The organism is Grimontia sp. AD028 (assembly GCF_000973155.1).
GTDB lineage: Bacteria > Pseudomonadota > Gammaproteobacteria > Enterobacterales > Vibrionaceae > Enterovibrio > Enterovibrio indicus.
Genome location: NZ_LASY01000014.1, coordinates 1 through 13592, shown reverse-complemented (window position 1 = coordinate 13592; position 13592 = coordinate 1). Strand labels below are relative to the sequence as shown.

General features: G+C 50.7%; 10 protein-coding genes and 1 riboswitch. Of the genes, 2 read left to right on the top strand and 8 right to left on the bottom strand.

Going from position 1 to position 13592, the window contains the following annotated elements; all coding sequences use genetic code 11:
- Positions 1–29 precede the first annotated feature (29 nt).
- On the top strand, positions 30–857 hold the full coding sequence (djlA, locus tag RN22_RS03130) for a co-chaperone DjlA (protein ID WP_046303043.1): 828 nt from the start codon (positions 30–32) through the stop codon (positions 855–857).
- A gap of 4 nt (positions 858–861) precedes the next feature.
- Here djlA and RN22_RS03125 read toward each other — a convergent pair whose 3' ends face one another.
- The 3 genes from RN22_RS03125 to rapA form a co-directional block, all read right to left on the bottom strand.
- Complete coding sequence (locus RN22_RS03125) at positions 862–1815, bottom strand: D-2-hydroxyacid dehydrogenase (protein WP_046303042.1); 954 nt, start codon at positions 1813–1815, stop codon at positions 862–864.
- 42 nt (positions 1816–1857) lie between these two features.
- The gene (gene rluA, locus RN22_RS03120; RefSeq protein ID WP_002536456.1) at positions 1858–2580 is read right to left on the bottom strand and encodes a bifunctional tRNA pseudouridine(32) synthase/23S rRNA pseudouridine(746) synthase RluA; all 723 of its coding nucleotides are present in this window, start codon (positions 2578–2580) and stop codon (positions 1858–1860) included.
- A 112-nt stretch (positions 2581–2692) separates the two neighbouring features.
- A complete protein-coding gene (gene rapA / locus RN22_RS03115) occupies positions 2693–5611 on the bottom strand; it encodes an RNA polymerase-associated protein RapA (RefSeq protein ID WP_046303041.1) in 2919 nt (972 codons plus the stop codon).
- A 358-nt stretch (positions 5612–5969) separates the two neighbouring features.
- On the opposite strand from rapA, the gene RN22_RS03110 reads away from it, so the two are divergent.
- Positions 5970–7343: a PhoH family protein gene (locus RN22_RS03110; protein ID WP_002536452.1), complete on the top strand. Its 1374-nt coding sequence runs from the start codon at positions 5970–5972 to the stop codon at positions 7341–7343.
- A gap of 53 nt (positions 7344–7396) precedes the next feature.
- On the opposite strand, the gene RN22_RS03105 is transcribed toward RN22_RS03110, so the two are convergent.
- From RN22_RS03105 to thiB, 5 genes are all read right to left on the bottom strand, one after another.
- On the bottom strand, positions 7397–8836 hold the full coding sequence (locus RN22_RS03105; protein ID WP_046303040.1) for a GGDEF domain-containing protein: 1440 nt from the start codon (positions 8834–8836) through the stop codon (positions 7397–7399).
- Positions 8837–9013: 177 nt separating this feature from the next.
- Positions 9014–10015, bottom strand: a complete 1002-nt coding sequence (locus RN22_RS03100) for a GGDEF domain-containing protein (RefSeq protein WP_002536449.1) — start codon at positions 10013–10015, stop codon at positions 9014–9016.
- Positions 10016–10108: 93 nt separating this feature from the next.
- Positions 10109–10798: a thiamine ABC transporter ATP-binding protein gene (thiQ, locus tag RN22_RS03095; RefSeq protein WP_046303039.1), complete on the bottom strand. Its 690-nt coding sequence runs from the start codon at positions 10796–10798 to the stop codon at positions 10109–10111.
- Positions 10782–12383 (bottom strand): thiamine/thiamine pyrophosphate ABC transporter permease, encoded by a 1602-nt coding sequence (gene thiP, locus RN22_RS03090; RefSeq protein ID WP_046303038.1) that lies wholly within the window; start codon positions 12381–12383, stop codon positions 10782–10784. Before thiP ends, thiQ begins: the two co-directional genes overlap by 17 nt.
- A 4-nt stretch (positions 12384–12387) precedes the next feature.
- Complete coding sequence (gene thiB, locus RN22_RS03085) at positions 12388–13359, bottom strand: thiamine ABC transporter substrate binding subunit (protein WP_369700087.1); 972 nt, start codon at positions 13357–13359, stop codon at positions 12388–12390.
- Positions 13360–13430: 71 nt separating this feature from the next.
- Positions 13431–13533, bottom strand: a riboswitch (TPP riboswitch).
- Positions 13534–13592: the final 59 nt, after the last annotated feature.

The following is a 13592-nucleotide window of genomic DNA, read 5'->3' as shown; positions in this document are numbered from 1 at the left end:
AGATAAATTAGTCAAATAGAGAATAATGCATGGCGATTTGGGGAAAAGTGCTGGGGGCATTTTTTGGCTTCCTGCTCGGTGGTCCTTTCGGATTATTGTTAGGTCTGTTTTTGGGGCATAAGTTCGATAAGGCAAGACAAAACGTTTCCTTGGGCGGTGGTTTTCAGGGGCAGAACCAGCAAGCGCGTCAACAGGCTTACTTTCATGCCACTTTTGCAGTGATGGGACATGTTGCCAAAGCCAAAGGTCAGGTGACACAAAACGAAATTCGTCTTGCGACAGAGCTTATGGATCGGATGGGGCTGCATGGTGAAGCGAGACGTCAGGCCCAGAATGCGTTCCGTGAAGGTAAAGACACCACCTTCCCGCTGGAAGACACATTAGCGTCGGTTCGTCGCAACTGTGGTGGCCGGTTTGACCTGTTGCAGTTCTTCCTCGAGGTGCAAATTCAGGCTGCGTATGCCGATGGTTCTATGCACCCGAGCGAGCGTCAGGTGCTTTACACCATTGCCAGCACTCTGGGCTTTTCCCGTCAGCAACTAGAGCGACGCTTGGCGATGCAGGAAGCAGCTTACCAGTTTTATCAACAACAGGGTGGCCAGCATCAAGGTCAGCAACAGTGGCAACAAGGTTTTGGCGGGCCCAATATCGCTGACGCCTACAAAATTTTGGGTGTTGATGAAGATGCCAACGCCCAGACGGTTAAACGTGCTCATAGAAAGCTGATGAATGAGCACCATCCGGATAAGCTGGCGGCGAAAGGTCTACCACCCGAGATGATGGAGATGGCAAAACAAAAAGCGCAGGAAATTCAGGCCGCGTACGATCTGATCAAAAAAGAAAAGGGCTTTAAATAAGCCCTTACACGAGATTCTGTGGTTGACCTTCGATAAAGGCATTCAGGTTGTCGGTAAGTTGATTTGCCAGTGTCTGGATGCTGGAATCGCTGCCCCAAGCGACATGAGGGGTCAGGATTAAGTTCGGCATTCCTGCATGCGCCAACAATGGATTGCTGGTTGTAGCAGGCTCTTCAGTAAATACATCCACCCCTGCGCCAGCAATTTCGCCTTTCTTAAGCGCCTCAACCAGCGCCATTTCATCAACCAAGCCACCTCGTCCCGTGTTGATTAACACCGAAGTAGACTTCATTTTTGCAAGTTCTTCAGCGCCAATCAGGTTTCGGGTAGCATCGCTGAGCGGACAATGCAGGGTCAGGATATCGACCTGTTGCAACACATCCTCAAATGAAACATACCCGTCTCGGACCGATGTCGCGCCTTTTCGTTCTGAGCGAATCACCTTCATGCCGACAGCTTGAGCGAGTAACGCTACTGCCTGTCCTAAACTACCTGACCCAATAATCCCGAGCGTGGCGCCAGCAATATCACCAATAGGATGAGTGAAGAAGCAAAATTGGTTCTTCTCTTTCCAAACACCCAGCTCAATGTCCCTGTGGTAGGCATTGAGGTTTCTTCTCAGAGCAAAAGCGAGCGCGATGACATGTTCTGGCACGGAGCGGGTGGCATAACCACGGATATTACAAACGGGGAGGTTGTTAGCTTTGCACCAGTCGATATCGACATTGTTATAGCCCGTTGCAGCCACGGCAATCAGCTTAAGCGATGGCAGTCGCGCCAGTAAATCGCCGCTGAGGATAACCTTGTTGGCGACAACAATGGTGGCGTCTTTGAGTCTGCTTAATACTTCTTCGGGTGATGTTTCTTCGAAGCTTTCCCATTGGTGAGGAAAAGAGGGCGAGGGAATACGGATATGAGAGGGGATAGTGGCGCTATCCAGAAAGACGATCTTTTCCATGGCGAACTTCCTTTTTTCGCCAGTGTAAAACTGAACTGTTGATTACTTCAACAGTTCCGGGTTAGCTTTGATGCCTCGTCGTACCAGCGTGTCACCCGGAGCACTGCTGTAAAAATCGCAAGGCGCAGACAAATGCATAGGCTCTCCCGAACCTGGATGCAGGAAGCAAAGTTCACCAGCGTGAAGTTGCAGTCTTGGTGAGTATTTCAGTGCCTGTGGATGAGCATAAAACTCGTCGCCGACAATCGGGTGTTCAAGCGCTAGCATGTGCACACGAAGCTGGTGGGAGCGGCCTGTGATTGGCAGAAGGCGCACCAGCGAGGTTTTCTTCTCCCGCTTAATCACTTCGTAGTCTGTGACTGACGGCTTGCCGTTTTCGAAACACACCATTTGCTTTGGGCGGTTTGGCCAGTCACAAATCAGCGGCAGGTCGATGCGGCCTTCATCCTGCTCAACACTACCCCACACGCGTGCGTAATAGAGCTTGTGGGTTACACGCTCACGGAATTGGGCTTTCAAGTGGCGTTCTGCCTCCTTGTGTTTAGCAAACACAATCAGGCCAGAAGTCGACATATCGAGTCGGTGAACCAGTTCAGCGTCAGGATATTCCGCCTTGATGCGTGACCATGCACTATCGTAATGCGCAGGGTCACGTCCCGGGTTGGTCAGAAGACCACTCGGTTTGTTGATGGCAATGATGTCGTCATCCTGATAGATAACATCCAACCAAGGATCCGTTGGCGGGTTATAGATAAAGTCGCTCATGGTGTTGCTCGAAGTTTAGACGGGCGGCAGTTTAGCATGCCCCGATGTAAAGGGAAGACTGGATACAAAAAGGCACCGCCGAAGCAGTGCCTTGCCTTTGGGCTAGCTCAGATTACTGATGGCTGACCACAATCACACGCAGCGCATCCAGATTTACCTGCGCTTGATTGATATAGCCGCGAAGCTCGCCCATCTGGGTTTCAATTGCTTCCAGCTCATCGTCACGGATGTTTGGATTCACGGCTTTCAGTGCCTGAAGGCGATCCAGCTCAGCGCGAAGCTTGGCTGCCATCTCAGCTTCTGCCGCTTCTTTGACCACGGCCAGTTGTTTTTCAGCCAGCGGGTCGCCCATTTCAATAAGGCCATGAATTTGGGTTTGAACTGAGGACACCAGTTTGCTTGCCAGATGGCGGTTCACAGGGCTCAGTTGGCGGTGGAAGCCTTCAAACTCTACCTGCGCTGCCAGATCGTTGCCTTTTGCATCCAGAAGTACACGGATTGGGGTCGCTGGCAGGAACTGGTGAATGCCTGAGTTCTTCGGTGCCTGTGCATCGGCTACATACAACAGCTCAAGGAACAGGGTACCAACAGGCAGAGCCTTGTTCTTAAGCAAGGAAACCGCAGTGGTGCCCACATCTTCAGAAAACAGCAGATCAATACCGCCCTGGATCATTGGGTGTTCCCAACTGATAAAGTGCAGGTCTTCACGTGATAGCGCTGTTTCACGGTCAAAGGTGATGGTGCAGCCTTCGCTTGGCAGGCCAGGGTAGCTCGATACCAGCATGTGTTCTGAAGGCGTGACCACAATCGCGTTCTCGCCTTTGTCGTCCTGATTCAGGCCAATGGTATCAAACAGGCCTAACGCAAAGGTTACCAGATTGGTGTCACCGTCATGGGAGGCGATCGTTTCTGCCAGCGCCTTGGCACTGTCTCCGCCATTGGAGTGCATCTCCAGCAGACGGTCTCGGCCTTTTTCAAGCTCTGCTTTCAGCCTATGGTGCATCTCGGCACTGGTTTCAACCAGCGTATCCAGCGATTCATCCAGACTGCCTTTCGCCAGCAGTTGCAGCAAATCCTCCTGAACGTGTTCGAATACAGCACGGCCCGTCGGACAGGTCTCTTCAAAGGCGTTCAGGCCTTCATTGTACCAACGCGCCAGCAGTGCTTGCGACGTCCCTTCCATGAATGGGACGTGGATTTCGATGTCACGCTTCTGGCCGATACGGTCCAGACGGCCAATACGCTGCTCCAACAAGTCTGGGTTCATTGGCAAATCGAACATCACCAGTTGGTTAGCAAACTGGAAGTTACGGCCTTCAGAGCCGATTTCAGAACAGATCAGCACCTGTGCGCCGGCTTCATCCTGTGCGAAGTAAGCGGCTGCTTTATCGCGCTCCAGAATCGACATACCTTCGTGGAAAACAGTACCGCGAATACCTTCACGCTCGCGAAGTGCTTGCTCCAGCGACAATGCAGTTTGCGCGCGTGAACAGATCACCAGCACTTTTTCCTGACGGTTGGATTTGAGCAAATCCAGCAGCCAGTCAATACGTGGGTCAAAGCCCCACCAAGAGGCATTTTCACCTTCAAATTGCTGGTAAATATCTTCAGGGTACAGCCACTGAACCGCTTTTTGTTCGATAGATTGGCTGCTGCCACCCATCATGGCGGCAACACGCATCGAGGTCTGGTACTGGCTTGGCAGTGCCAGTGGGTACAAGTTCAAATGGCGCTGTGGGAAGCCCTGAATCGCCGCGCGGGTGTTACGGAATAACACGCGGCCCGTACCGTGGCGGTCCATCAGGTTATCTATCAGCTCGTTGCGAGCGTCACGGCGTTGGTCGTCGTCGACATCTCCTGCTTCGATAATACGCAGTAGAGGCTCAACGTCCTGCTCGGAAAGCAGTTCGGTAATGCTGTTTTTCGCCTCGTTACTGAGTTTGTCTTCAGACAGAAGTTGGCTCACTGCGTCTGCAACCGGGGCATATTGGGTTTCTTCTTCCACAAATGCCTGATAGTCATAGAAACGGTCTGGGTCTAGAAGACGCAGACGGGCAAAATGACTCTCGTGACCGAGCTGCTCCGGGGTTGCTGTCAGCAATAGCACGCCTGGGGTGTTTTCTGCGATGCCTTCAATCACCTGATACTCGCGGCTGGCTTTCTCTTCGCTCCACTCAAGGTGGTGCGCTTCGTCGACGACCAGTAAATCCCATTCGCCTTCAGCGGCTTGCTCAGCACGTTTGCGGCTTTTACGCAGGAAGTCCAGTGAACACAGTACCAGCTGCGCGGTATCAAACGGGTTATCCGCATCCGCAAAGGCTTCGATGCAGCGCTCTTCGTCGAAAATGGAAAAATGCAGATTGAAGCGACGAAGCATTTCAACCAGCCACTGGTGTTGGAGGGTTTCCGGCACAACAACCAAAACACGGGACGCACGGCCAGACAGTACCTGCTGATGGATGATCATGCCTGCTTCAATGGTTTTACCCAGGCCTACTTCGTCAGCCAGCAATACGCGTGGCGCGTGACGGCGGCCCACTTCATGGGCGATGAAAAGCTGATGAGGGATCAAACCCGCACGCATACCACACAGGCCGCGCATCGGGCTTTTGTGTTGTTCATACTGGTTCTTCAGAGCGCGGTAGCGCAGTGCAAAACGGTCCATGCGATCGATTTGACCAGCAAACAGCTTATCCTGCGGGCGGTTAAAACGGATTTGGTGGCTCAGGAAAATTTCACGAAGCAGAGTGTTTTCTTCACCCGTGTCGGTGCGTGTACCCACATAGGTCAGCACGCCGCCTTCCTCTTCAACACGTTCAACGGTCAGGAACCAGCCTTCATGACTTTCAATGGTATCGCCTACGTTAAACATCACGCGCGTGATGGGCGCGTCGTTATTGGCGTAGAGTCGATTTTCTTCACTGGCTGGGAACATCAGGGTCACAGTACGCGCATCAAGCGCAACAACTGTACCCAGACCCAGGTCACTTTCGGTATCGCTGATCCAACGTTGTCCGAGGGCGTAAGACATAGGGGAGAAACCTCTGGTTAAAGCTGACACAAATTGGAGATGACGTGCCTCATGCGAACTACAGTGTAGGCCATGATGCGCACGGAGAAAAAGGTTGCCAATGGTACTCGAACTTGTGAGCAGGGTCACGGCGAATGTTGGAAATTTGGCGGTCGTAACAAACAAGTAACAAATTCATGAAAATGTGGCGTAGTCGACGGGTAAACACAGAAATATGTCTTACGATTAAGATTATGCAGACACAGACTTTTTTAGCGTAGTGGCTGTATTTACCCGATTACCGTGGCACGCGGTTTGCTTGCGGGATCAGGGGAAACTCGTGGGGCTCCCACAAGCCTATGCAACCAAGGAGGTGCCTATGGGCGATGCCGATCGGAAATTCTTTGTGCTGGACACCAACATCCTGCTTCATGAACCTTTCGCCATCTATTCCTTTCAAGAACATGACGTGATCATTCCCATGACCGTCCTCGAAGAACTCGACCGGATCAAAGACAGCAAGCGGGATGTCTCCCGTGACGCACGTGTCGCGATTCGTGCCCTCGAAGATATCTTTAAAGACGCCACCCCAGACCAGATTGCTGAAGGCATTATTGTCGGCAAAGAAGGCAGCACGGGGACCGTCTCCATTTTTGCAGACTACGAAATTAAGGAAACCGTTCAGGCGTTTGCCGACAAAGCGGGAGACAACCGTATCCTCAATGCGGTGCTGCACCTGCAGGCTAAACGCTCACCAAGAACCGTGGTACTGGTCACCAAAGACATCAACATGCGCCTGCGTGCGAAAGGGGCTGGCGTACTGTTTGTTGAAGACTACCGTACCGACCAGTTGATTGATGATGTCAGCCTGCTGACCAAAGGCTTCCAGGTCTTTGAAGGCGGCTTTTGGGACAAAGTCGGTCAAGTGGAAACGGAAAACAGCGGCCGCACCACCTTACACACTTTGCCGCGTGAACTCGCCGATACGACCTTCGTGAACCAGTACCTGCTGGATGAAGGTGACGATTTTGCCGGACGTGTGGTGGGGTTAACCGAAACGGAAATGACCGTTAAGGACATCAGCCGTGAACGTTTGATGCACCGCGAAGCCTGGGGAGTGCGCCCAAAAAATATCTATCAGGGAATGGCAATGGATGCATTGCTCGACCCGAATGTGGATCTGGTGATCCTGACTGGCCCTGCGGGTTGTGGTAAAACCATCTTGGCCATGGCAGCTGCTCTTGAGCAGGTGGTCGAAAAGGGCATGTATGACAAGATCATCGTGACCCGAAACACACCGGAAATTGCTGAGTCTATCGGTTTCCTTCCCGGCACCGAAGAAGAGAAAATGCTGCCCTGGTTAGGTGCAGTGACCGATACGTTGGAAGCGCTGCACAAAAATGACGAGTGTGCAGATGGCTCGATGCGTTACATCATGGATAAAGCCAATATCCAGTTTAAATCCATCAACTTTATGCGTGGCCGCTCCATCCAGAATGCTTTTGTGATCCTGGATGAGTGTCAAAACCTCACCGCATCACAGTTGAAGACCATCATCACCCGTTGTGGTGAAGGAACGAAAATCGTTTGCTCCGGTAACCTGGCGCAAATTGACAGTCCATACCTGACCCCTGTGACATCAGGGCTGACATACATTGTGGAAAGATTTAAGAACTTTGAAGGCAGTGCCTGTGTTTACCTCAATGGTGTGGTGCGCAGCCGTCTCGCAGAGTTTGCTGAAGAAAACCTCTAACCGGAACCGAATTGAAAAAGGCTGCCATTAGGCAGCCTTTGTTTTTCTTGGGTTTAAGCCCAGCGATGTTCCGTAAACAAATCATCGTCATTGTTGCCCGCAGTGAAGTTGTTTTGTGACTGCTTGTTGGCGCGCATACGGGTTGATGCGATACGAACTAACTTTTCACCACTTTCACCATCGTAGGGGTAGCAGGCAATCCCGGAACTGAATTTTACTGGTACCACTTGCTGGTCGATGTAAAGAAGGCTGAGCTGAAGCGTTTTCTGCAACTGTTGCAACTTGCGTTGTGCCTGACTGCTGTCGCTTAAATCAAACAGGACCGCAAATTCTCCCCCGCCCAAACGAGCGCACAGTGTTTGGCTCGAAAGCTGAAGCCTAAGCTGAGTAGCCAGATGCTTAATTGCCATGTCACCGACATCTTGCCCATAGCTTTCATTGACTTGCTTTAGATGATCAATATCTAACACGGCGACCACGTAAGGTGATGGTGAAAATCGTTTATCACTCAATGCTGTGAAAAATTGATGACGGGTTTTGGTGCCAGTCAGTGGGTCGTTTTGGGTCGCAGTTTCCAGCTTTTGCTTTGAATCCTTGAGTGCTTTCACGGCAGATTTTAGCTCTGCGGTGCGGTGCTTGAGTAGGCGGTGGTACAGGAACAAACCGACCGTCAACAGTACCATGGAACCGAGAAAAATAAGGTATTGCGCGGTTTTGTTTAGCCAAGGTAGCGCCAGGTGAAGTTTGTTCTGAGGCAGCCACTTATCATAAATGGCCTGCAAGTCAGACGGGTCAATGTTGTTCAACCCTCGCTCGACCTTTGCGATGGTTGATTTGGAATCCTTACTGACAGCGAAATGCATCGGGAAAGAATAGAGTTTCTGGCGTGATGTGAATTGGCCGCTGTTGCCTGTATGGCGCATGTCGTATAGCGCAGTGCTGTAGTCATCAATAAATACATCGACCTCGCCACGGTAGGCGGCATCATTCAACGAGCCAAATGTCGGGAAAAGGCGGATGTTTTTTTCTGGAATTCGGGAAATCAGAAAAGCGTGTTTAGTGCTGTCTTTGACGGTGCCGACGATGGCGGAGTCGAGCGAATCAAGCCCTTCAAATGAGCGGTCTTTTTGCGCAAATAGGTGAACATTGTAGTGATTTAGCGGAAGTTCGCGGGAAAAAGCCAGAGTTTTAGCGCGATCCCCAGTATAACCTAATCCACCATGTATCACGTTCGGTGTCGAACGGGCGTACTCCAGTGATTCACTCCAGGGCTTGAGTTCAAAGGTGACATCAACATTGTTGGCTTTGCCATAGAGGCGCCAAAAATCCACCATGATGCCGTCGGGTTGACCAAAGCGGTTGATGAATGAGAAGGGTTGCCAGGTCGAAGAGCCCGTAATGATCAGCTTTTTGGTTTCAGCAAATGAGAATGGCGAAAACGAAAAGAGTACTGACGTCAGCAAAAGAGCGGTGAGCTGGCGAATACTGGGCATAAGAGAACTCGGGTACATCAACCTGTCTAGATTATCTGACGAGATTATACGCAACCCTTTGCGTTGTGTGAAACGATTAATCAGATTTCTGTCAATCGTTAATGTGATGTGAAAATTGAACTTACATCCCAAAAAGAAAAGCCGCCTTATGTGGCGGCTTATTGAACAGTGTGATGGTTAAAACAATTCGACATCATCCTCGGGGACAAGCTCTTGTAGCTCACCAGAGGCTATCAAATCTTCGTAGAAGGCGACTTGGTTTCGACCATTTTGCTTCGCTTTATAGAGTGCTTGGTCAGCGAAACCCAATACAGTAATAGCATTCAGCTCCTGATCACTGATGGCCGCAGCTCCCATAGAAATTGACACTTCCTTAGCTTGACCATAATCGCGTTTGTTGACGGTCTCCAGGAAGTTTCTCACCGTGGCTTCCATCTGTTCACGAGGCTGTGGATGCATAATCACGACAAATTCATCGCCACCATAGCGGAACAGGATATCTTCCTCGTCGAATGACTGCTTCATCATCGCAGTGATAAGCAGTAGCACTTCGTCGCCAAATACATGACCAAGTGCATCGTTGATTTGCTTGAAGTGGTCAACATCAAAAATACACACCCAGTGATGATGTGTAGGGTCGTCAGTGATGCTGGTGCCCTGAATCAAAAAGCGATCGAGCAAGAGATCGATTTTGGTCGTCAATACTTTGCGGTTATAGAGACCCGTTAGGCCGTCACGTTCACTCGCAGAGATGATCTTCTGGTAGTTCTCGTAGATCTTCGCGAGCCCTTCAATGAGTTGTACTTCATCGCCTTTGAGCTCGTCGGCTTTGCAGAACACGACTGCGTGGATGTCATTGTTTTCACCGTAACGGATGGGGACGGCTAGCAAGGATTGATTATCATCCTTACTGTATTCCACCACGTTCTCTCCAATGATCACGCAGTTGCGAAGTACCCGCTCGATGGCGTCTTTCTCTTCTTCGAACAAGAAGATGTCTGAACACGCGACAACCATGAACTCCGGGCTTGCTTCCGCATTGTAGTCCAACACCAATACCTGGTTAGCCGGTGTTAGCTGTAAAACAGTCGTAATAAGGCTTTCGGAAATGGTATCGGACTCTGTCTGGGCTGTAATATCGACCACGGAGTCCAGTACATCGATACTGGTAACAGTCACAATCGCATCTCTCTTATGGGTTGAGTGTCTTAAAAATAAGTATAGATGCGGTTAGTTGATGCGCAATATTTCACCACAGCACATCAACTAAGATTATGAAAGATAAGATTTTATGACTTCTGGTGGCGCGCTAAGTTCTTCAATGTCAGCGTGATAAACCACTTTTCCGCCATCAATAAACAACACTTTATCGGCGATGGTGATGGCATCTTCCGGGTGATGGGTCACCATCAAAATGGTGGTTCCTGTTGTTTTGGCAAGTTGCTGAACTTCCAAAAGCATATCCCGTCGCAGGGAAGGATCCAGCGCCGAAAACGGCTCATCAAGCAAGAGCAAAGGGCGGTTACGGACAAGACATCTCGCCAACGCTACCCGCTGTTTCTGGCCACCTGAAAGTTCACCAGGCTGACGATTGAGGTAACCTTCTAATCCAACCTTGGCGGCGGCTTCTTCAACACGAGCCTTGTCTTCAGCGCTCAGAGAGAGTTTGGGACTGATACCCAACGCAATATTGTCAAACGCACTCAGGTGACTGAACAGGTTGTGTTCCTGGAAAAGAATAGAGAGTGGGCGGTCATGCGATGGCTTTTGTGTGAAGTTGTCATCATTAAAGCTCACCGAGCCTCCTTTAGGCGGCAAAAGCCCACACAGCAAAGAGAGCAGAGTACTTTTTCCTGCACCGCTGGGACCTAAAATGGCGGTGATGCTGCCAGGCGCTGCTTCAAAAGAGAAACTTAGCGTTTCAGACTGATATTGATAATTGAGCTCACTGACGCGCAGCATAACGTTTTCCTGAAATGACTTTTTCGATAAGGGCGTAACTGCCAAGGCTGAGTGCAAACAGAATTAGCGATGCCGCCGCAGCTGCATCCATTTGATAGCTCCCCATTAGATGGAACAGGTACAAAGGCAGGGTTTGAAAATCCTGACTGCCGACCAGAGCAATCGCACCAAGATCGCCGGTAGAAAGCACAAAACTGATACCGACAGCACGGGCAATCGGCGCCTTTAGAGCGCGCCACTCAATGAGCTTGAGGCGGTTGATTCCTTTTACGCCGAGGCTACTGCACAGGTTCTGATATTGCTGCGAAAGTTGGAAAGCGGGTGTGCTTAACGTTTTCACCACATAAGGCAACGCCATCAATGTATTGACTGCAAGAACCAGCCAATAAGGTGAACTGAACACATCGATGTGCTCGCGCAGCATCAGAAATAGACCCGTGCTGAGGACTACGCTGGGCACCACCAATATCAGCGAAGCGGTCATTTCTATGCTATCTGCACGCCGGCTTGCGCCACATAAACGCCAAAAACGGCTAGTGAGCACAATGGCACTGCCAAGTACAAAAGCGCTAACCGCAGCTCCTGCTGCCAATGATAGGGAGTTGGCAGTCGCCTGCCAAAGCGCTGCGCTTGTTAGTACATTCAGCGCGCTGGGGTTGATACCACTCAGGGCCACCATCAGAAGGGGAGGAATGACAAAAAGTACCGCGAGGACAATCCATGCGATGTCCCAGATTTTTTCAGCAGTGCTGTCGAGTCTTGGTGGAAGCACAATATGGCTGTCCTTTCCTTGCTGGGAAACAGGACGAGTCAGTCGCTGGATGGCGAGGTGGAAAAGGCCACAAAGCAGCAATTGCCATAGTGCCAGCAGCGCACCTGTCTGCAAATCAAAATCAAAGCGGATAGCCTGATAGATAGCAAGCTCAATGGTTGTTGCGCCTGGACCGCCACCCAGTGCCATCACAGTCGCAAAGCTCGTAAAGCAGAGCATAAAGACCAAACCAATCACATGTGGCAATTGCTGCCGAAGGTAAGGCCATTCCAATAGGCGGAAGCGATGCCATCCGCGCATTCCGAGTTGATGCGCAAGTCTTTGTTGATCACCTGGAACCCGCTCTAAAGCCTGTACCAGAAGTTGAGTGGAAAATGGCAGGTTAAAGAATACGTGTGCCAGCAAAATGCCGGAAAGGCCATAGATGTTGACGTCCCAGGTCTGCCCAATCAATGGGAGCCAATCTGAAAGCAGTCCCTTTTTGCCGTAAATCGCCAGAATACCGAACACGCCAACCAGCACAGGGAGGACTAGCGTCATGGAAAATAATTTCAGTAATAAGCGCTTGCCAGGAAAATGTCGACGCGAGAGCGCATGGGCAACAGGAATCGCCAACCCGACGGATAACAGCGTGGAAAAGACAGCCTGTTTAATGCTGAACAGGGTGACATGCTTGAGGTAAGGGTCGTGCCAAAGTGAGGCGACATCTAGCGTTGGAGCCTGAGTCAGTAAAGAAAACAACGCGGTGCTAATCAGCACCGCGATGACTGACGCCGACAATATGCCGGGCCAGGTTCTGGAAGGGTTTAGCACGGACTTATTTCACCAGCGCCGATTGCCATTCACGAATCCAGTTGCGGCGGTTGTCGGCTACTTTTTCTGGTGCGAATTGCAGACTTTTCGACGGTACAGAAAGGGTGTTGAAGCCCTTTGGCAGTTCAACGCCCGTCACCGGATACATCCATTGGCCGGTTGGTACTGCATTTTGGAAGCCATCACTCAGGATGAATTGCATGAACTGATCAGCCAGTTCCTGCCTTTCCGAACTTTTTACTTTGGCTGCGACTTCGACCTGCATGTAGTGGCCTTCTTCAAAGTTAGCACTGCTGAAATTCGGATTTTCTTCCGCAATCAGGTGATAAGCCGGAGACGTGGTGTAAGACAGCACCATGTCTGACTCGCCGTTCAGGAACATGCTGTAAGCTTCAGACCAGCCTTTGGTCACAGTAACTGTTTTCTCTGCCAGTTGCTGCCAGGCACCCGCAACATCATCGCCGTAGACGGATTTCATCCACAGCATCAGGCCTTGGCCTGGCGTTGATGTGCGTGGGTCTTGATAGATAACGGAGATGTCATCACGCTTCTCAACCAGCTCTTTCAGGCTCTTTGGTGGGTTTTCCAGCTTGGTTTTGTCATAAACAAAGGCGAAGTAGCCGTAGTCGTATGGAACGAATGTGTTGTTGTTCCAACCGTCAGGCAGAGTGACAGACTTTGTGTCCACACTGTGAGGGGCCAGCAGACCCGTCTTTTCTGCTTCAGTCATTAGGTTGGTATCTAAGCCCAGAATGACGTCAGCTTTGCTGTTTTTTCCCTCTAGACGCAGGCGATTCAGGATGGTTACGCCATCTTCCAGTGCGACTAGATTCAAGGTGCAGTGACATTCAGCCTCAAACGCTTCTTTAACTGCTGGGCCTGGGCCCCAGTCAGCGGCAAAAGAGTCGTAAGTGTATACCGTCAAGGTATCAGTAGAGTGTGCCAGCGCAGGACCAGCCATGGTCATTGCCAACATCAGAGCAGAAATAGAATATTTCATCGGTGCCTCACATCAATGTGCGGCGAGGGTGAGGTCATTGAGCGGGTCAGCTTTGGACATCTCATTCCTACGCCAGCATTATCTGGTTCAGGTACATGGGTTTAGCGTTCGCAATCTCAGCCGACGAAGTCAGCACCCCACGAGATGGTCAATATTGTAAACCAATCGTAGTGATATACCCAAACGACTTGAAGATGCTCGCATTCAGA

Coding starts and splice junctions, on each gene's coding strand:
- djlA (WP_046303043.1), top strand. CDS start 30: ATGGCGATTTGGGGAAAAGTGCTGGGGGCATTTTTTGGCTTCCTGCTC.
- RN22_RS03125 (WP_046303042.1), bottom strand. CDS start 1,815: ATGGAAAAGATCGTCTTTCTGGATAGCGCCACTATCCCCTCTCATATC.
- rluA (WP_002536456.1), bottom strand. CDS start 2,580: ATGAGCGACTTTATCTATAACCCGCCAACGGATCCTTGGTTGGATGTT.
- rapA (WP_046303041.1), bottom strand. CDS start 5,611: ATGTCTTACGCCCTCGGACAACGTTGGATCAGCGATACCGAAAGTGAC.
- RN22_RS03110 (WP_002536452.1), top strand. CDS start 5,970: ATGGGCGATGCCGATCGGAAATTCTTTGTGCTGGACACCAACATCCTG.
- RN22_RS03105 (WP_046303040.1), bottom strand. CDS start 8,836: ATGCCCAGTATTCGCCAGCTCACCGCTCTTTTGCTGACGTCAGTACTC.
- thiQ (WP_046303039.1), bottom strand. CDS start 10,798: ATGCTGCGCGTCAGTGAGCTCAATTATCAATATCAGTCTGAAACGCTA.
- thiB (WP_369700087.1), bottom strand. CDS start 13,359: ATGTTGGCAATGACCATGGCTGGTCCTGCGCTGGCACACTCTACTGAT.